This window comes from Rhodothermales bacterium (genome assembly GCA_034439735.1).
Taxonomy (GTDB): domain Bacteria; phylum Bacteroidota; class Rhodothermia; order Rhodothermales; family JAHQVL01; genus JAWKNW01.
Map to the genome: position 1 here is coordinate 1 of JAWXAX010000261.1, position 19,982 is coordinate 19,982.

The window sequence follows — 19,982 nt, forward strand, 5'->3', positions numbered from 1 at the left end:
AACTGTTGAGATTTGCGTATTGCATAAGGAGCAAGTCATCCCCGCGCAGGCGGGGACCCAGAAAAATGCCAGTCTGATGGCTGGATTACTTCGTAAGTCACTTCGCTCGTTTCCCGCCTTCGCGAGAGCCTGCCCCCGGCTTTGACCGGGGGATGACGAACCGCATTGAGGCTACGGAGTGTCAGCCGTTTGAACCTGTAACCTGCAACCTGTAACCTGCAACCTGTAACCTGCAACCTGTAACCTACAACCCCAGCCATTTCGCCAGGATATTGCGCTGGATCTCGTTGGTGCCGGAGTAGATCTTGCCGCCGATCGAGTCCCGCAGGGCGCGTTCGACTTCGTACTCGGTCGTGTACCCGTTTCCGCCGAAGATCTGGACGGTGTCGAGGGCGGTCTGGACCAGCGCTTCGGCCACGAAGATCTTCGTCATCGAGGCGTCGATGGCCACGTCGCGGGCTTTGTCGAGCCGGCTCGCGCCCTTGTAGGTGATCAGCCGGGCAGCGTCCAGGCGGATCTTCATGTCGGCGATTTTGTGCGACACGGCCTCGTATTTCCCGATCGCCTGGCCAAACGCCGTGCGCTCCTTCGCGTAATCGATCGACTTCTCCAGCAGCCGCTGCATCGTGCCGCAGTGTTTGGCGCCGATACACACCCGTTCCCACTCCATCGACTGGGTGAAGATGTTCGTGCCGGCGCCTTCGCCGGCGACCAGCGCCGCATCGGGCACCCAGACGTTGTCCAGCACCACCTCCCCGATCGGCGAGGTGCGTAATCCCATCTTCTCGAACTTCTGGCCCGGCATGAACCCGCCCTGGCCTTTTTCGACGAGGAAAACAGACGTCCCGCCGTAATACCCTTTCTCGATGTCAGTCATCGCATAGACAATCGCGAGGTCCGCCACCGGTCCGTTGGTGCTCCAGATCTTCGTCCCGTTGATCCGGTACCCGTTCCCGTCGCGAATGGCGCGGGTCTTCATGGCGTACGCATCGGAGCCCGTGCCGGGCTCGGACATCGCGTTGACCGCGATCATAGTGCCGTTGCTCAGTTTGGGGAGGTACTTCCGCTTCTGCTCCTCGCTCCCGTGCATTGTGATCGGGATGACACAGGCGAGCAGATGGGCGCAGATCGAAAACGAAAGGCCGCTATCCGCCGAGCCGTAGCCAAGGGCTTCGAGCGCCACGGCCGTTGAGACGGGGTCGAGCCCGAGGCCGCCGTATTCTTCCGGCACCGGAAGGCCCTGGAGCCCCATTTCACCGCATTTGAGCCATAAATCGTGCGGGAATTCCTGGTTGCGATCGCGTTCGATGACGCCTTCCGTGAGTTCGCGTCGGGCAAAAGCGACGATCTCGTCGCGGAGAATCTGCTGGTCCTGGGTAAGTGCAAAATCCATATATCAATCAATCGTGCGGGTCGTGAGTCTGAACACCATACCACTGTCCTTTCAGGGTTCAGGGACTACGGAGAAGCGAGCCGGCGTACGTCAAATCATCACACGCGAGTATCGGCTGAAGTGCGTTGGACGTTAGCGCGTTAAGAAACTGTTGAGAATTACGTTTTGCATAATGAGCAAGTCATCCCCGCGTAGGCGGGGACCCAGAAAAATGCCAGTCTGAGTGCTGGATCCCCGCCTTCGCGGGGATGACTATGCCTTGGGTTGTGGAAATCTCAACAGGTTCTAAACTCGACTTTGTCCATACGAAATAGAGATGTTCCATCTAAAATAGGCCTTTCTGAGTAAATCTGAGATTTTTCAATGTCATCTGTTGGATGCGACATTAAAAAATACATCCTCCGCATCGGGGAAAACTCAGGGCCGGCCATGAGAGGGCGTCGCGGAGCGACGCCGTATAATAGCCCCCGTCCTTCAGGTCGGGGGCATCTGTCGGCGCGGGATCGCCCCCGACTTAAAAGACGGGGGCAGGCTCCAGCGAAGGCGGGAAACGAGCGAAGCGACTTGCGAAGTAATCCATGCAAGTCTGGTTGGTTGTATGGATCCCCAATCGAGTTGGGGAAGACGAGCACCCGCAACAGTGCACTATCTCACCCTTACCATCGTCCGCGTCTCGGTAAACGACCCGGCGCTGAGCCTCAGGACGTAGAGGCCACTGGCGGCCGGCATCCCCGCCCTCGTGCGGCCGTCCCAATGCACGACGTGCCGGCCGGCGGCCCGCTCCTCCCCATCGAGCAACACCGCCACACGGGCTCCGAGGGCATTGTATACCTCCAGGCGAACGGATTCCGCCTCGGGGAGATCGAATGGGATGGTGGTGGTTTCCTGGAACGGGTTGGGGAAGTTCGGGCTCAGGGCGTAGTCGATCGGGACGGCGACGGAGGCCGCGACCTCGGCCGGCGCTTCAGCGCGCGGCGCCGGGTCGATTGCTGGTTCAAACAGCAACACATCGGCCTGGTCGACATAGACCGCGTAGCCCTGGTAGGGGCGCAGCGAGTCCGCCACGGGGCTCGTATAATCCCGCACGTCGCCAATGGCGCGGCCGGACTCCAGCGCCAGGTTACCCACCGGCAGGGCGAACGCAAACGGATTCCCAATGAGACTCCAGCCGGCCGGCACCGGGAGGGCGTACGGCTCGTGGATGGCCTGGGTAAGCCCGGCGCCCATGTCGAAGTCGGGCGCGCCCGCGAAGGTAATGAGCCAGTACCCGCGGCCGGGGACGAGCGCCTCGATGGCGTCGAACTCCGTCAGCGTCGAGTCGCCACTCGGGCTCCCGACGGCCTCGAAGAACCGCCATTTCCGGGGATCGTAGGCCTGGAAGTCGTCGAACAGGGTGCCGGCCGGGCTGTTGTCGTCGAGTTCGAGGGGGAAGGTAACCAGGCGGTAGCTCAACCCCGGCAACGGCGCGCGCGAGCGCAGGCCTTCCATACGGACGCGGACAGAGCGTGTCGGGAAGTCGACCGGCGCGTCGAAATCGGCGCGGGTGGTGCGGCCGGCGGCGCGTACAAAGTACTCGACGCCGCGTTCGGTGATCTCCGTCGCCGGCAGTTGGAACGCAAACCCCGCCGCCTCGGCCGTCGGGGTCATCGGGACGGATCGGAAGGCCGTCTCGCCGCCGCGGCGGTAGTGGAGTTCGACGTTATCGATGCTGAACCGGGCATCAACCGCCACGCCGGCTTCATCGACCACCGTCGCCTGGATCGTGTAGGGCTGATTCGCGGTCGCAATCGCCGGCGTAGTCGCCACATAGAGCGGCGCCACGATGGAGGCGACGGTGACCACCAGCGTATCCACCGCCGAACCGCTGAACGCATCGGCGGCTTCGATGGCGATGCGCGCCTCGCCCGGGATGCGCTGGGTGACGACGAGGGTGTCGTTGGCGATCGACACGGCCGCCACTTCGTACTCCAGGCTGTCGGCGACGAACGTGAGCGGATCTCCATCCAGATCCAGAAAGATGTCATGCAGCGCGATACGCAGCGCCGGTTCGCCCAGCGTCACCGTCGCCGGCGTAAACCCGTCGCCCCGCACCAGCGGACGCGCGTTGACGGCGAAGACGCGCTCCTCGCTTTCGGCGAGCGGGTCGCCACCCTCGTCGGCGGCCGTCAGGAAAAATGCGATCACATCCAGCTCCGCCTGCGGCGGCAGGGTGGCGACGTAGGTGGATCGGTCGGCCGCCTGCACGCCCATCTCCATCCCCAGAACCGCCAGCTGGGACGCGGTGGCCGGCGCCATCGCCAGCGGTTCCTGCACGATGTCGTTCAGCCGCCAGTGCAGCTCCACGGAGGCGATCAGGGCCAGGTCTTCCGCTTCTCCGTTGAACGTGCCCGAGACGAGGATGCTGCTCCGCGCGTTGGGCACGCCCGGCGAAAACGACGGCGTCACGGGGATACCGGGCTGTTTGGACGCGATATTAGAAGATCCGACCTCCACTCCGGCGCGCTCCGCCGCGATCCGGTAATAATACACCTTCCCGTTTTCCAGCGGGGCATCCACGTAGGATGTATCCACATACCCTTCGGCGAGCACCGTCCACGCGCCGGCCTCGACGGCCGCGGGGTCGTCGGCGCGGAGGACGCGGAAGGAATCGAACACCCCGGCCGGCCGCTCCCAGCTCAGGTTGAGCTGCCGACTGCGGGGGGAGATGGACAGGCGGAAGTCTTCCAGGTTCAGCACCCGGTAGAGGCGGTCGCCGCTGCGGACGGTGTTGCCGCGGCGGTCGCTGGCGGCGACGGCGAAGCGGACCGTGTCGCCCGGCGCGGCCGGCGGGATGGAGCCCGCGAACGTCGAATCCGTCAGCGCCCGCATGACCACAAGGCTATCCACTACCCCGCCGGCGAGGCGCCAGCGTAGTGTCACGGAGGCGGGATCGAGATTATCATCCGCATCAACAATCGTGGCGACGACCTCCACGGACTCGCTGAACTTCGGCGGATCCGGGGAGAAGGTGATATCGACGATGACCGGCGCCACGGCGCGCGGCGTGGCTTCGACGGCCTCCGAACGCCCGCTGATGCCCAGCGCATTCACCGCTTCCAGCCAGTAGGTGTAGGTGGTGTCGTTCCCGACGGTCGTATCCCGGTAGGCGATTTCGACGATCTCGCCAACAATCAGCGTATCCGGGCTCGCCCCGCCGACACGACTGAGGAGGTAGGATGCCGCCCCGAGCGCCGGCTGCCAGGACAGCGCCACCTCGCGGTCGCCGGCGCTGGCGACAAGCCCGATCGGGGGATCGGGGATGGCTGGAATCGTGGCGGAGGCTTCGTTCGAGAAGATCCCGTTTCGATCGGCAATCCGGTAGAAGTACACCTCGCCACGCGCGACGGATTCGTCCCGAAGGGTGGTAGTGTCGAGTTCGTCCTGGAGGATGTCCGCCGGCGTCAGCAAGCTGTCCGGGCGCGAGGCGTCCGTCCGATAGACGGCGAACGGCGCGCCGCCATTGTCGGTCCATGCCAGATCGACCGCCGGCGCCAGCGAGTCGACCCGAGCGACCAGCGCGATCCCGCCTGGCGGCGTCGCGACGCGGTACCCGAGTGTATCCCCCGTCGCCGCGTTGCCGCGGGCATCGACGGCGCGGAGCGTGAAGGCAATGGAGTCGCCGGCGGCATGCGGCGGAATGACGCCGCTGAAGCGCACGCCGTTGGACGTCGGCAGCGGCGCCTGCCGCACGCCATTGCGCCACCAGACGACCTGGACGGAGTCGGCCAGCAGGTTGTCATCCCCATCCGATACAATCGCCGAAACCGTTACGGCGTCTGAAGGCGCGGGCTCGGCCGGCGCGAACGCTACCTCGCTCACCACGGGCGGCACGGCCCGGGGGGTCGCCTGGAGGGTATCGGACAGCGCGCTCTCGCGGGCGCCGGCGCGGGCGCCGGCGCGGGCGGAGACCCGGTAGCTGTAGGATGTCCCGTTTATGACGCCCACATCCACAAACACCGTATCCGCCGTTTCGGCCAGAAATACGTCATCCCGGTAGACGCCATAGGCCTCGGCCTCGACAGTACCCTGCCAGATGAGGCGGACGGCCCCGTCGAGGCCGGCGGCATCGACCAGGACCGGCGCAGGGAGCGGCTCCTCTCCTCCAGGCGTGGCAGTCGCTTCTTCGGAAAGCGGCCCCCGGATGACGAACGTCGACCCGTCGGACCGTATCCCCTGCCCGGAAGCGACGACCCGGTAGAAGTAGGCGACGCCGGCCGTCACATCCGTATCGGTAAAGGCGAGCCCGGACAGGCCTTCGGCCAGGATATCCGCGTCGGTAAGCGCCCCGGCCGCGGTTGGCGCGGTGGTCCGGTAGAGGGTGTACATCAGCGCCCCGGGCGCGGCGTCCCACCGGAGGTCGATGGCGCCGGCTAGTGGGGTGGCGATAAGGGCGTCGGGCGCCGGCGGGAGGATGTTGAACTCCCCCGTCGAGGTGACGGTATCGACGCGGCGAAGCTCGCCGGCGGCGTTAAAAACTTCATCGACTACCTTGACTTCAAACGTCACGTGCCCGACCACCCCGGGCGCGCCAAACGAGTACACCGGCTCATAAAAATGATTCACGGGATCGACTACGCTTTCGACGAGCGTCTGCCGGAGGGTCTCCTGCAGGACGCCGTCCAGCCACCAGGTGACGAACAGCGAGTCCTTCCGCTGAAACGTACTGTTGTTGCCGATCCGTGCCACGAAGGCGATGGCGTCCGGCGTCAACGGCGAGGTCGGCGTGAGGCGGACGTCATCCACATGCGGGCAATCCACCAGTGGGTTACCCGACGGTGGTACTTGGACGCATACCGAGGGCGTCCAGCCGAAATCGGTCTGCGCGAATGCCGGCCGGGCCCCGATCCCAAGCAAAACCCCAAGCACCAGCAATACCCCCGTACGGACACGACATGTCTTGGGCGCTGAAGAGGAAGGGTCTATCTTCCCGCCATAGAGTTCTGCTCGGTGTAACACGGAGGTCTATTTTTATCGTCATCCCCGCGAAAGCGTGGAACCATGCGAGCTAAAATTCTGGCACAAGATGATGCCAAGATCAGCTAGTAAGGTATTCTCATGCCTTCTATGGGTCCCCGCTTTCGCGGGGATGACGGCGTTTAAAAAACGGAAGTAGGCTTTGTTTGTCAATTCGCCAGCACGAGCATTCATGATCGGGTCCATCAGTTAGCCGGCGAAGGGAAAGGAGGAGGAATGGGGAGATTCTGGTCTTTGCCCGGTTTTACGATCCAGGCGATGACACCCCCCAGGATGCCGGCGCCGACGGCGGCGGTGGCGATGCGCCGGCGGCGGATCGTCAGCTTCTGTTCGGCCAGCTGCGCGGCGGCCTCGGCCTGTTGGGCACGGAGCATCGCCGCGGCCAGGGTTTCCGCCGCAATCGCTTCCGACGCGCGGGCGACTTCGAGCTGTGTGGCGGCATCTTCAAGTTCCTGGCGAGCACGGGCAGCGAGGGCCTCGGCGGAGTCCGCCTCCGCCTCGGCGCGGGAGGCGCGGAGTGTGGCGTCGATGCGGAGCGAGTCGGCGGCGCGGGCTTCGACTCGGGCGAGAGCGGCGCGAGCGGTGAGCGCGTCCACCTGAAGGCGCGCCTGCTCGGCCTGGAAGCGTGCGATACGAGCGAGCGAATCGGCTTCGGCGGCTTCCAGGCCGGCGCTCGCGGCCAGCGCCTCGAACTCCATTGCCCGGGTACTCTCCTCCTCGACGCGCAACAACGCGAGATCCCGCTGCTCGACGGCGAGGGCAATCTCCTGTTTGGCGTCGGACGGCTTAAACAACTCCAGATAATACCGTGAAAAAACCGCCCCTTCCGGCTCGTAGAGCGGGTCCAGTTCGCGAATCTTCTCCGCATACTGGCGGGCCATGTAGGATTTCTCCTCGCCGATCCAGGCCAGTGCCAGCAGTTTGTAGGCTTCGATGCGCTCCTTCGGGTCAGCGATGTTCTCGGGCAGGCAGGTCTCGAACTGCGCGATCACGTCGCGAAAGCGGCTGCTGTCGTACTGGCGCTGGGCGCGCCAGAGAACGAGGTCGCACGTGGCGTTCGACTGGCCGGCGGCCGGGGCGGGGGTCATTCCGAAGAGCAGGAGTGCCAGAAAGCCATAGCGTATTCGCCGCATACATTTCCTCGTCATTCCCGCGAACGCGGGGATCCATACTCGGCTTAATGGTTGCCTGGATCCCCCATCACGTTGGGGATGACGGGCTACAGCTTGTGTGTATGGTCCGGCTTTCGTCTTCATAACATTGGGCAGTCGAAGGCTTTTTGATATACGATCTGCTGGCTCACGTACGTGGGCCACAGGCCGGACAAGTCGATGCCGGTACTCGACGCTTTCAGGGCCCGGCAGAGGTCGGTCGCCATCTCGCCCGGATCGGTCCGCCACACCTGAACGGTGCGGTCTTTCCCACCTGAAACCAGGCGCAGGTCTCCCGAGGGGCCCACGCCGAAGGCGAGCGCGTACACCCATTCCTGGTGCCGGCGGAAGACGTAGGGTCGGTCGATTTCCGCCGTCGGGTCGCGGTCGGCGAGTCGTTCCCATAGGGGCGGCCGGTCGCTACCGTGCAGATCCCACATCATGATTGTATGTTCGACGCCTCCGTCGCCCGAGGCGAGCCAGCGGCCGTCCGGGCTGAAAGCGAGGGCGTTGATCACGGCCGCCGTACCTGGCAGCACGGCCAGCTCGGCGGCGCCCTCTTCGCCGTCGATGTGCCAGAGGCGCACCGAGAAGTCGTCGCCGCCAGCGGCGACGAGGGGAGCCGAAGGGCTGAAGGCGAGGGCATTGATGGGCTCGAGCCGGCCATCGGTATCCGGCTGAAGGACGACCGGATCGACGTCGCCCTCTTGCCAGTCCCACCACAGGCGCACCATGCCGTCTTCGCTGCCGGCGCCCAGCACGGGTTCGCCATCGATTTCGCCGAACGCCAGGATATTCACCCAGTTCGTATCGGCAATGCCGGTACGCGCGATGCCCGGCAACGGCAGGAGGGACGGCGCGGCGCCGGCACGATCCAGATCCCATAGAAGCACCTCCGGACGCCGGCCGGCGGAGGCCAGCCATCGTCCGTCCGGGCTGTAGGCAACGGCCCAGACTTCGCCCGGGCTCTCCAGCACGCGGACTGCCGCGCTTGTGGTGAGGTCCCAGATTCGAATCGTCTTGTCGCGGCTGCCGCTGGCCAGCTGGTCCGGATTCACCGGATTAAAGGCCACGCTTCGCACGGGGCCGGTGTGCTCGCCGAGGAGGACCGGCGTTGTCGCGGAGGCAAACCGGTCGGCCGGCCACACGCCTACAAAATTGGTGTCGCTCCCGGCGGCGATCCATCGATCGTTGAAGGCCACGGCGCGCACCTGACCGGACATGGGTAACGGAACGGGATCCGGCTCGAGGCCTCTGAAATCCAGCGTGGCGTCGTTGTAGATTTCCCGAAGGGCATCGTGGACGTTGTCCTGCAAAGCGCCGCCGCTGCCGGTGCTGAGAAAGTAAGCCGCCTGGGCCAGCGCCAGGGCGCGATCCGTCTCGCTCAGTTTGTACAACCGGAGTGCATTGTAGGAGGAAACGAGCGCCGAGGAGCGCATACGCTCGACCTGCGTTTCCAGCCGTGAAAAATCGCGTTCAGCCGCCGTCCGCTGTGCGATAAAGATAATCACAATCAGCGCAAGCGCCAGGGCGGCCAGGGTGGAGTAAACAACCACCCGGTTGCGCCGCTTTCGGGCGGCTTCCTCACTGCTTGTAGCGAGAAAGCGGCGTGCTTCGTCGGCTTCCGGTCGGTACCGGCTCGTCCACTGGGGCACAAAACCGGTACGCTGCTCCAACTCTCGCGCACGGGCGAGTTCGTTGCCGCTCCAGAGATACTCGCGCGGGTCATCATCGGGCTTCTCGACAAGCGCTCGGTCATACCGAATCGCCGCATTCACGAGATCGATATAGGTCTGCGCATCGGCCCCCTCATCCGCCATCCACCGCTGGAGTTGGCGCCAGCCCAGCATGAGGCTTTCGTGGGAGATTTCAACCATCGTATCCTCCGTCAGAGGCGTTTCGGGCGATGGCATCAGCAGCGAGTGTTCTTCCGTACGAAAGGCCTCCACGACGGCCTGCACGTCGCTCAGCGCCACCAGATCGCGGGTCATCTGCGCCCGATTCGAAGACAGGACGCTGGCGATCCGCCAGAGGTCGCCCAGGCTCGTTCTGTAGCGGATGCCGCGCCCGTCATACGTGAAGCCGGTAAGCCCACGAAAGACCTTCGCGCACAACGCGCGCTGGCGTTCCGTCTCCAGTGTGCCGAACACCTCCTCGGCGTGCCAGTCGATCGCATGTTGGATCTCCCCGATCGCTTCGTAGTGCCGCTTGAGGATGGGCCCGTGCCCGCCCTCTCCCATCCACCGATCCCAGGTGCGGCTCAGGGCGTGCTGGAGGACGACCAGGTGGGCGGGGTCCTCGACATCGCGGACGAATTCGTCGAGCGCGTCCCGCTCGAAGGCCGCGCCGGCGATGGCCGCCGGCCCCTTGATGGCCTCCTCGATCTCGTTGGGCAGCATGCGCGACACCAGGTAGAGCCCGCTGTTGATGGCGTCCGGCAGGTCCTCGTACCGGGCCGCCTCGCCAACGAAGTCGGACCGGAGCGTGAGGCACACATAGACCGGGTACCGCCACTGCTGGAGCACGCCCAGCAGGAGGCGGACAAAGTGCCGCTTCGTTTCCTGCTGGCGTTCGTCTTCCCTCGCGCTCTCCCAGGCGTTCCTCGGGAACAGCTCTTCGAACTGGTCGACGATGACGAGCAGATTGACGCGCGGCCCATCCATCGCGCCGTGGAATGGATGCAATTCCTCGTAGAGATCGATCAGGTGGAGCAGCGGCCCTTCCCCAGCGGCCCCCACCCGTAGCCGCGCCTCGATGGCGCCGGCGTCGGTGGCCTCCTCCCCAAACGCTCGCCCGAGGGCGCGCGCGAGGTTGCCGATGGGATCCTCCTGAGGCCGCAGATACGCCACCTTCCAGATGGAGCCGGCATCCGCCATGTAGCCGCCGTAGAGCGCCGGCAGCATCCCCGAGGTGACCAACGACGACTTCCCGCTGCCCGACACGCCGAGGACGGCCAGGAAGCGCATCTCGGCCAACTTCGCCGTCATGGCGTCGACGTGCCGATCCCGGCCGAAGAAAAAGTGCTCCTCGCCGCGGCGATGGTCGCAGGGCGCCTCGGCGACGCGCCGGCGATAGGGTCGCAGCCCCGGATAGGGCTTGTCCGTCACAGCCAGCGAGCGGTCGGCCGCCGTGTCGACCTGGCGCACGAACGCGTCCAGCAGGTGATCTTCATGGCCGGCGAGCCCGTCGATGGCGGTCGGTTCCAGGCGGAGCAGGCACATTTTGTCCTCGTCCGGCGCGCCGTTGACGTAGGTGGCGTACGCCCGCAGCGGCCGCGCCCGCAGATACCCTGAGGCCTTCTTGATCGCGAGATCCTTGCTGTATCGCCAGTTGTCGTCGCCATCGCCATAAAACAGGAGCACGGCGTCGCAGGCCATGAGGAGCGTCCGCTCGGCTTCGCGCAGCTGGCTGGGGGTTCCGTTGAACAGCGGCGTCTCCACGTCCAGGTCGTGCTTACGCAGGTATTTGTAGATCGGAATGATCTGCTTCCGATCCGACTCGAGGCAGATCAGATAGACCATCTTCCGCTCGGCGGAAGGCTGTTCGACAACCGGATCCGTGGGCATCGCTGGTGGGAGGTTAGGAATTTAGCTTGTCGACGAAATCAGCCATCAAGGCGTCCGAGAATCCCTGGAGTCCGTTGATGAAGGCCTGCTCTTCGAGGTCGATCAAAAACTGCTTGTCCTCGTCGGGCGTGCCGCAGATGTACAGGTAGTTCGCGCGCAGCGGGGGGCGTGTTTTCAGGGCTTCTTTAATGTTCGCGTTGCGCTCCCGGCGCCAGGCGTCGCCGCCGTTGCCCCAGAGGATCAACACGGCGTCGGCCGTCGCCAGGGCTTCGCGGTCGGCGGCCAGAATGGCGGCTTCATCCCCCTCGAAGGGCGATTTATCCACCGAAAAACCGGAAACGCGCAGGTATTTAAAGACCGGCATCAAGAACTCCTTGTCGCCCGGTTTGCAGAGGATGTAGACAGACCGGGTCGCGCCGTTGGTGGCCGGCGCGGGGGCCGGCTCGGGTTCAGGCGCTTTTGCCCGTTTCGGCTTAAACAGCACCCCATCCGGCGCCTGCATGAACAGGACCGGCGTCGCCCATTCGAGGGTGCCGGGCTCTTTGTTAAACATATCCAGCCGCCCCTCATTGACGGCGTAGTCAACCGGAGCGCCATCGGCGAGCGCTGCATAAAACGTCTCGGCGAAGGCGATCGCGCCGGGGTCCGAGATCGGCTTTTGCATCGCAATCACGGCCGGCACGCCGGCGCTGACGATGGCCGGGGCCACGCCGGCAAACGGATGCCGCTCGTTCGCGACGCGGTTATTCGCCGTCTCGCACGCATTGAGGAAAACGAGGCGGATCGAGTGAGCCTTCGAGAGGATGAAATAATACAGGTTGTTCGCGCTCAGGTCGTCGCGTTTGCCGGCGTCGTCCTCCATCACCAGGACCCCCTCGCCGTCGTCCTTGAACACGCCGTGCCCCATGAAATGGAGCACGTGGAAGTCGGGCCCTTCCTCGAGCTTCGCCATCAACTTCTCGGTCGTCGCATGCTCCAGAATCTCAACCTGAAGCGGCGACGCATCGCCGCCGAACCGTTCGAGGATCTTCTTCTTTTCGACCTCCAGATTCAGTTTCGGCAGCACCGGATCGTCCGGGTTGGCCATCACGAGCAGCATGCGGAGCGGCCCGTCGTAGGGGAGCGCCTCGATCGTCGCCGCCGTCTTTGGACGGGCGATGTTCAGGTACCGCACGACCGAGAAGTCGCGGGGCAGCAGGTTGAGGAAGCTGTTCTGGGAGTCGTCGAAGAGGAGCTCCCACGGGAGGCCGACGATCTTGTCCATACCGGACATCTTGAGGTCCAGCACGAGCTTCACCCGCAGGGCGATGTCCGGCTGCAACTGCGTCGCACCCAGGCTTTTCATGAACGCGTCGCGCGCGCCCTCCTTGATGAGTTCGCGGAAGAGTTTCAGCCCGAGTTCATCGCCCGAAATCGCCGTTTTCGGCTTGCGCTCGCGTTCGCCGCGGGTGGGGGCGCCCGTGGCGGTATCCGGGGGGGCCGGCGCATCCACTGGCGCATCCGTCGGCGCAAAGGAGGCCATGTTGAACCACAGGTCACCCACCGACGTGCCGGAGGCCGAGTCCTGCAGGGTCACTGCGTACTCTTGCCCCTTCATCGGACCGATCTTCAGCGTGAAGTCCTGATATGTGATGGCTCCTTTATGCATTCGAATGACTCCCCGATTCACGTCGTGCGCTTATCGGACTACACACCGGGGGGGTGAGAAAGGGCTCATCGTGCTTCCAGACGCAATAGCGCTTTAGTATAGCATTATATGCTCGAATAAAACAATAATGGATACCCTGTCGCATGGTACAGGAATGTACGCCTTTTCCGGGCGTCTAACGGCGTGCGGCGCACCTCTCCGGTGCGCGCCGGCGTGTTACGCGTTCCACCACGCCAGCGCGTATCATTCTCATACGCCTATGGATTCACCGACTCGCCCGGGGCCAACCGCCCGTACGCCTCCTCAGGACCAACGCCGGGTTCAATTCCGGCAGTGGGCTCGCGGACTGCGCGACGCCGATCGCGCGGCCTATGCGGCGCTGTACCGGGAGATGAGCGATCCGCTCGTACGATACGCGTACTCGATCTTACATGATGAGGCCGGCGCGTACGATATCCTGCAGGACGTATTCCTCAAATTATGGGAACGGCGTGCGTCCATCGACCCGGAATCCTCCCTGCAGGCCCTCCTGTACACCATGACGCGGAACGCCTGCCTCAACGTGCGGCGGCGCAACGGGTACGTGGTGCAGGAGGCGGACGACGAGTCCGGCCCGCTGGCCCGGCTGGAAAGTGTCGAACTCGCCGCCGGCCAGGCCATCGACGCCAACGCGCTCCAGCAACGGATGGATGCCTGGATCCAGGAGCTGCCCGACCGCCGGCGCGAGGCGTTTCTGCTCAGCCGGCAGCACGACCTCAGCCACAGGGACATCAGCGATCTCATGGGCCTGAGCGAGCGCACTGTAAATACGCATATTTTCCTCGCGCTGAAGGACCTGCGCGCCCGTCTTACCGCGTGGCAAAACGAGAAGAGAACACCGTGAACGCATCCGATCGACATACGCCGCTTCCCGACGACCTCGGCGAACCCCTGCGGGACCTCTCGGCCGACGACCGGGCCGGGCTCGCGGAGGTCTGGCGCCTCGCCAGCCCGTCGACGAAGGGATTCCCCGACCCGGCACGCCTCGACGCCATCTGGCGCCAGCTCGATGCCGCCACGCTTCCGGCCGGCGCCGATGCCCGCCGCGATCGCGCGCCGGCCCCCCGGGGCCGCGCGTCGCGCTGGTTTGCCGGCGCCACGGCCGCCCTGGTCGTCGCCGCCATCGCGGTGACGATGTGGTTCCGCCCCCTTTCGGCCACTGCCCCCCTGGGCGAACGCCTCGTCGTCTCCCTGGCCGACGGCTCGCGCATCGAACTGAACAGCGGCGCCACACTCCGCTACCCGCGCCGGTTCGGCGGCATTCGGGCGGTTGAACTCGAGGGCGAGGCCTTCTTCGACGTCGCCACCGACGGCCGGCCATTTATCGTCGAAACCTTCGACGCCGACGTCACGGTCCTCGGCACCACCTTCAACGTACGCGCCTGGCCCAACGACCCGACGCCCGGCACCACCGTCACGCTGGCCACGGGACGGGTGCGTCTCGCTTCGCGCGGCGTGGAAGCCCTCGCACCCGTCGTCCTCGAACCGGGGCAGACGGCTACCGTCGGCGACGGACGGATCGATGTGAGCGCTCCGGATTCCACGATCGCCGGCCTGATGCTCGCCTGGAGAAGGGGCGATTTTATCTACCGCGACCGTCAGCTCGGCTCCATCCTCACGGATATCGAACGTCGCTTCGCCACCCGCCTGACACTCACCCCGACCCATCTGCTCACCACGCGCTACAGCGTCTCGATCCGAAAACCAGACACCGCAGAAGTCATCATCCGCGATCTCTGCGGAGCGCTCGGGTTGCAGTACCGGGAAACTCGCGAGGGTTTCGAACTGTTCGAACCGGGAACGTAGCTCGTATGGCGCATCCCCTTTCCCTGCCACTCTCTGCCGGTCCCGCGCGTCGTCGCGTATGGGCTGTTGTGCTGTTCAGCCTCGTGCTGATCGCGCCGGCGGCGTACGGGCAGGAAGGAGCTACCTCCGCCGCGAATACAGCGTCCCGCCACTCGATCGCCGCCCTGAACGTGCCGCTCGATCTCGCGCTGGAGGCCCTCGTCGAAAAAACGGCCCTCAACCTCGTCTACGCCTCCGCCCTGGTAGCCGGCAAAACGACCTCCTGCCAGGTCGACGAGGCGCTGCTGGACGAAGTGCTCGCCTGCCTCCTCCGCGGCACCGGGTTGGACTTCCTCCGCCTCTCATCGGGCACCTACGTACTCGTGACCGACGCCCGGGCCGTGCCGGCCTTTGGGGCCCTCTCCGGCCAGGTGATCGACGCCACATCCGGCGAGCCTCTCGCGGATGCGCATGTGCTCCTGGCCGATGCCTCCGGCGGCGCCGTCACCAACCGCGCCGGCCGCTTCGCCTTCAATCGGCTCCTTCCGGGCGTCTATCCCCTCCTCGTCTCCTACATCGGCTACGAACGCGCCGTGGACACCCTGTGGGTCGACGCCGGCGCCGCGACGTCCGTGCAGATCGCGCTGGACGCCGAGCCGATCATCACCTCCCCCATCGTGATCTCCGAGCTCACCTGGCGGCTTCCCTCCGAGGACCTCGGCGGCGGCTCGCGTAGCGCCGTTTCGCTTGAAGAGGCCTCCGCCGCCGGCGACGTCTTCCGCAGCCTGCACACCATCGTGGGTGTGCGTGTGGGGGACGCACTGTCCGACGTCCACGTCCAGGGTGGGCAGTCCGGCGATCACCAGCATGTCCTGGACGGCGCGCCTATCTTCATTCCGATCCCCAACGGCGGCGTAGTGGGGCCATTTAGTCCGTTCGCGCTGAGCCGGCTCAGCGTGCGAAAGGCCGGCTATAGCGTCCGCTACGGCAGCCACCTGGCCGGCGTCGTCGAGGCGGACCACGCGCTGGCCGACGGCCCGACCGCGCTCACGATTCAGGTGGATCCGCTCAGCCTCAATGCCCGCCTGACCGGCCAGTTTGCCGGGCGCGACGGCGTACGTACCCGCTGGATGTTCGCCGGCCGGCGGAGCCTGTGGTCCGTGCTCCATCCTCAATCCCTGGCCACCCACTTCACGCGGTGGAGCGCGCCCGATCTATTCCTCCTCCAAACCCTGGCGCCCCCCCCGCTCGTCGAAACTGACTCCCCGCCGTCCCACACGCATTCCATCCGGTTCGTGCCCGACTCCCTCGGCGCCGGAGCGTTGTCCGGCAACCGCCTGCAGGACGAGTTCCGGTTCTCGGATCTCCACGGCGCGGTACGCGTCGCTTTCTCTCCCGAAAAAAGCCTCTACGCCTCGTTCTACCGCGGCAGCAATGGCTTCGGCGGCGTGGATGCGCTGGCGCCGACGTTTGCGCAGGGGCCGGCGCAAACCACGCAGACGGCATCGTTCACGAGCCGTTATTCCTGGTCCAACGCGATGGGGCAGATGCGCTACGAAAGCATCATCGGCAAGGCGTCGTTCGCCTCCGTCGGCGGCTGGGTGAGCCAGTTCGATCTGTCGCAGGCGTTCGGTCGGGACTACCGCCCTGCGGATGCCGGGGACAGCGCGGAGAGCGATGACGACGATGCCGCAACCGCCGGCTGGCTGCGCCATGCCTCCAGCGACGTCAATGCCATCCACGAGGGAGGCTTGCGTGCTGAAATCAACCACAGCGTGTCCTCCTCCCACTTCCTCACCGCAGGCCTCGAAAGCCGGTATAGTGCCAGCGAATTCGCGCTGGAATTACCCGGCTGGCGCGACGGCAGCCTCGCCTCGCAAAGCAGCGCCCGCCTCCAGGCCGGGCATCGCCGCTCGAGCCTGTATGCCGAGGACCAGCTACGTATCGGATCGCGCGCCCATCTCGAACTCGGCCTCCGCCTCACGAATCTCGGCAACGACCGGGCCGTCTATGCTGAGCCGCGTATCGCCATTCGCTATGACGCCGCCAGCGGCCCCCTGGGCCCCTGGGCCTTCCGCGGCGCCATCGGCCTGTTCCGGCAGTTCGTGAACCAGTTCGACGTCGCCGCGATGGATGTCAACGCCGTCCTGCCCTATATGCGGTTCTGGCTGCCCATCAGCGGCGACGTAGCCCCACCACGCGCCCACCACGCCACGGCATCGCTGCTCGCCATGCCCGCCCCCGGATGGCAGATCCAGCTCGAAACCTACTACAAGGACCAGCCTCACGTGCTGGTGATCGACTACGCCGGCCTGGCCACCCCCGGGGCGTCCACGGCGGCGTGGAGCCGGCAAGATGAGGTGCTAACCCACGCCGAAGGAGTCGCCTACGGCGCCGGTCTGTCGATCGAGAAAAAAACCGACCGGCTTGCCGCCCAGGCCGCCTACGAATACAGCGTGGCGGAGCAGCGCATCCCGAACCGGTTCGACGGCGCCTGGCTGAGCGCCCCCTGGAACGTCCCCCACCGCGTCACCCTCGCGCTGGACGCCCGCGTGGCCTCGTACTGGACCGCCTCGTTGCGCTGGCAGGCCAGCATGGGCCGGTCCTGGGCTTTTCGCGACGCGTATTACAACTACCTCGAGCCGGAGGACCGAACCAGGCATTTCGATCCGTACGACCTATCCGACCCGACGGCCCACCGACTGCCCATGTACAATCGCCTGGACGCCGGCGTGGCCTACGCCCGCCAGGTACGCGACGCCCGCGTGCAGGTACGCCTATCCCTTGCCAACCTGCTGGCCGCGTACAACGTGGATGAGTGGAGCCTCGCCTACGACGAGGCTTCCGCCACCTATACAAAAATCGAACGCCCCCTCGCCCCGTTCTTGCCGACCCTCACCGTCCGGCTGGGGTTCTGACCGACACCGAGGTCGTTTCATCCGGGCTCGTCGTTCGCGGGACCTGGCACGCGAAACGCGCCCCCCTCCTCTACCACCAGCCTCCGATACGGCATCGGGATCTCGATACCGTGGGCGTCGAACGCGCACTTGATCTCGATGAACAACATGTTCTTCACGTCGAGGTAGTTTTCCTGCAGCGTCCAGACCGAGTACTGGAACGAGATGAAGGATTCCTCAAACAGGTTGAAGATAAACAGCGGCTTTGGCTCCTGGAGGCATAGCGGATTGTCGGAGGCAACGCCCTTCAGCACTTCCACGACTCGTTTCAGATCTTCCCGGTACCCTACCCGGATCTGCGTGTCGATGCGTCGGATCGGGAAGCGGCTCAGGTTCGTGATGTCGGATTTGATCAGGTTCTCGTTTGCGATACGCACAAACAGGTTATCGAAGGTCCGGATCTTCACGGACAGCAGATCGATCGACAACACCTCGCCCGTGATGGTCCCGACACGGATGATGTCGCCCAGCGCGAATGGTTTTTCACCGATCAAGAACAGCCCGCTGATAATGTTCGTGGCCGACGTCTGCGAGGCGAAGCCGAGGGCGACGGTCAGCACGCCGGCCGCACCCAGCAGGATGCCCAGTTCGAAGCCCGTGGACACCAGCGCCCAGGCCGAAAATACCCCGATGACCGTATAAAAGCTCACACGGCGAAGCAGCATCGCATGGTGGGGCGACGTCCGCTTCCGCACCGATCGAAGGAGGAACGCGCTGAGCGCCTTCGCGAGCAGATACCCGGCGAGGAGGATAACCAACGCCTTGTAGATGTGAAACGCGTTATCGCCGGCGAAGTAGCCCTTGAAGCTGATCCAGATCTCGTTCAGGAGGTCCATATCGATTTGTCCTTAAACAAGCCGCCAAATGCACGAAAGATGAGGTTGGACTCGATCGCCCTACGCGGACTTTCCAGCCGCGTGGTCTCCCCCGCTTCCGCCGGCGCTCCCACGCCGATCTTCATGGCGGCAAAATCGCCGCTGCGCTCCCGCTCTACCGTCACCATCTGGGTCCACAAGTGGCCGTTGGTCGCCTCGAATATGGACAGGTACTGCACAAGCACCTGAATTCGGTTCAGCAATAACCCATCCTGGGCCCTGTTCTTGACGCGAACCGGGGTGATCACGCGGTAGGGGCGAACGGTGAGGTCCTGGAGCCGCAATCGGGCCGCCGTACGGCCGGCATAACACAGTTCCCCATGAATGGTTGACTCGCCAAACCACGTATCCGAGGGGCGATACAGCGGGAATTCCTGGAGGACGCGCCGGGGTGAACCGGCCTCGAATTGAACCCAGAGCGGCGTGCTGATATACAGCGTGACCTCTTCACGAGGCAAGATGTGCAGGGGCATCTCTGGCTGGACGACGACGGCTCGGTCGGCGAGGCGCGGCCGGACGTAGATTTCGTCGCCCGGCACACGAAAACCGAACCGGTGCAGGGACACCGCCTCCCCTTTGGCCTCGATAAACGCCATCATTTCCGACATCTCGAGCGACGTCCGCACCTCGGCGGCATCCACGTACGCATCGTTCAGCTGAAAACGGGCGATGCGCCACTCGTTCGGGCGACTCGCCACCCAGATCGTGCAGGGACCCACCTCCCAACAGCCGGCAAGGCCCTCAGGGATGTGATAGGTTCCCCACCAGGGAGACCAGCTCTTGTTCTCGTATGCCGTATGCATAACCCTGTTTTACGCCGGCCCCGGTACGTCAGCCCATAGGGGCGCGTTTTCCAATGCCTGCAACCAGGCTATCCGGCGCCAGCATCTATCCACGCCCATGAAAGCCGCCACCGCACCGGACGTTCCTCACAGGCCGCAACGGCCGGCGACCCCGTGTCAGATGTCGATGAATTCCCCGTAGTTTTGCCGGAGGAGCAGACCCGTGCCGGCACACAATACCAATCCGTACATCAGCGCCCAGAATGAAAGCAGTGTACCGAACAAGATCCACGCGAAGATGCCGGCGAGCACTACCAGACAACTCCCCATGGCGATCCATGCCGACCGCTCCCCATCCTGCCGATCCCGCGTCGTCGCCCCCACCACGCCGACAATCAGATTGTGCGTGGACATCAAGAACATGAACGAAATCCACACAAATAACGCCGCCCCCACCACCAGCAGACCCACTTTCCACATCCATGGGAAGGCATGCAACACCCCCACGGACAGCGGCATACCGAAGAGGATGGTACGCACCTGCCCTCCGTCGCCCATGTGAAGAAGGCCCGGCATGAATGCAAAAACGACCATATAGGCGCAGATACCCAGGCACCCGGCCAGCCAGTGGAGAACGTGTGTCAGGTAATACAACGGTTACAGAGCGATAAGACGAGCAAGAGCGCGACGGGCGTTACGCGGGGGCGGTCGCGAAGAAGGACCAACGTATACAATTTTTTTCCCGAATGCCTCCCGATCTCCAAAAAATCTGC

Annotated in this window: 11 protein-coding genes; 3 read left to right on the forward strand and 8 right to left on the reverse strand. The window is 64.7% G+C overall.

Annotated elements, in window-relative coordinates; all coding sequences use genetic code 11:
* Positions 1-244: 244 nt before the first annotated feature.
* The 5 genes from SH809_18315 to SH809_18335 form a co-directional block, all read right to left on the reverse strand.
* A complete protein-coding gene (locus SH809_18315; protein ID MDZ4701672.1) occupies positions 245-1,393 on the reverse strand; it encodes an acyl-CoA dehydrogenase family protein in 1,149 nt (382 codons plus the stop codon).
* Positions 1,394-2,038: 645 nt separating this feature from the next.
* Positions 2,039-6,190, reverse strand: a complete 4,152-nt coding sequence (locus SH809_18320) for a FlgD immunoglobulin-like domain containing protein (GenBank protein ID MDZ4701673.1) — start codon at positions 6,188-6,190, stop codon at positions 2,039-2,041.
* 401 nt (positions 6,191-6,591) lie between these two features.
* A complete protein-coding gene (locus tag SH809_18325) occupies positions 6,592-7,539 on the reverse strand; it encodes a hypothetical protein (protein MDZ4701674.1) in 948 nt (315 codons plus the stop codon).
* Between the two features lie 119 nt (positions 7,540-7,658).
* Positions 7,659-11,123, reverse strand: a complete 3,465-nt coding sequence (locus tag SH809_18330) for a hypothetical protein (protein MDZ4701675.1) — start codon at positions 11,121-11,123, stop codon at positions 7,659-7,661.
* A 13-nt stretch (positions 11,124-11,136) separates the two neighbouring features.
* Positions 11,137-12,771 (reverse strand): CHAT domain-containing protein, encoded by a 1,635-nt coding sequence (locus tag SH809_18335; protein ID MDZ4701676.1) that lies wholly within the window; start codon positions 12,769-12,771, stop codon positions 11,137-11,139.
* Between the two features lie 259 nt (positions 12,772-13,030).
* Here SH809_18335 and SH809_18340 point away from each other — a divergent pair, with 259 nt between their 5' ends.
* From SH809_18340 to SH809_18350, 3 genes are read left to right on the forward strand one after another with little or no spacing between them, the layout of a single operon-like run.
* Positions 13,031-13,654, forward strand: a complete 624-nt coding sequence (locus SH809_18340; protein ID MDZ4701677.1) for an RNA polymerase sigma-70 factor — start codon at positions 13,031-13,033, stop codon at positions 13,652-13,654.
* Positions 13,651-14,616, forward strand: coding sequence for a FecR domain-containing protein (locus SH809_18345; protein ID MDZ4701678.1), 966 nt, complete (start codon positions 13,651-13,653; stop codon positions 14,614-14,616). The genes SH809_18340 and SH809_18345 overlap by 4 nt, the downstream gene beginning before the upstream one ends.
* Before the next feature lie 5 nt (positions 14,617-14,621).
* Positions 14,622-17,513, forward strand: coding sequence for a TonB-dependent receptor (locus tag SH809_18350; protein ID MDZ4701679.1), 2,892 nt, complete (start codon positions 14,622-14,624; stop codon positions 17,511-17,513).
* Positions 17,514-17,530: 17 nt separating this feature from the next.
* Here the strand turns inward: SH809_18350 and SH809_18355 are convergent, their stop codons facing one another.
* From SH809_18355 to SH809_18365, 3 genes are all read right to left on the reverse strand, one after another.
* Complete coding sequence (locus SH809_18355) at positions 17,531-18,388, reverse strand: mechanosensitive ion channel family protein (protein ID MDZ4701680.1); 858 nt, start codon at positions 18,386-18,388, stop codon at positions 17,531-17,533.
* The gene (locus tag SH809_18360) at positions 18,376-19,230 is read right to left on the reverse strand and encodes a hypothetical protein (GenBank protein MDZ4701681.1); all 855 of its coding nucleotides are present in this window, start codon (positions 19,228-19,230) and stop codon (positions 18,376-18,378) included. The genes SH809_18355 and SH809_18360 overlap by 13 nt, the downstream gene beginning before the upstream one ends.
* Positions 19,231-19,386: 156 nt before the next feature.
* Positions 19,387-19,863, reverse strand: a complete 477-nt coding sequence (locus SH809_18365) for a hypothetical protein (protein ID MDZ4701682.1) — start codon at positions 19,861-19,863, stop codon at positions 19,387-19,389.
* Positions 19,864-19,982: the final 119 nt, after the last annotated feature.

Bases quoted from the DNA above. Each gene is read 5' to 3' on its own strand.
- SH809_18315 (MDZ4701672.1), bottom strand. From the start codon at position 1,393: ATGGATTTTGCACTTACCCAGGACCAGCAGATTCTCCGCGACGAGATC.
- SH809_18325 (MDZ4701674.1), bottom strand. From the start codon at position 7,539: ATGCGGCGAATACGCTATGGCTTTCTGGCACTCCTGCTCTTCGGAATG.
- SH809_18330 (MDZ4701675.1), bottom strand. From the start codon at position 11,123: ATGCCCACGGATCCGGTTGTCGAACAGCCTTCCGCCGAGCGGAAGATG.
- SH809_18335 (MDZ4701676.1), bottom strand. From the start codon at position 12,771: ATGCATAAAGGAGCCATCACATATCAGGACTTCACGCTGAAGATCGGT.
- SH809_18340 (MDZ4701677.1), top strand. From the start codon at position 13,031: ATGGATTCACCGACTCGCCCGGGGCCAACCGCCCGTACGCCTCCTCAG.
- SH809_18350 (MDZ4701679.1), top strand. From the start codon at position 14,622: ATGGCGCATCCCCTTTCCCTGCCACTCTCTGCCGGTCCCGCGCGTCGT.
- SH809_18355 (MDZ4701680.1), bottom strand. From the start codon at position 18,388: ATGGACCTCCTGAACGAGATCTGGATCAGCTTCAAGGGCTACTTCGCC.
- SH809_18360 (MDZ4701681.1), bottom strand. From the start codon at position 19,230: ATGCATACGGCATACGAGAACAAGAGCTGGTCTCCCTGGTGGGGAACC.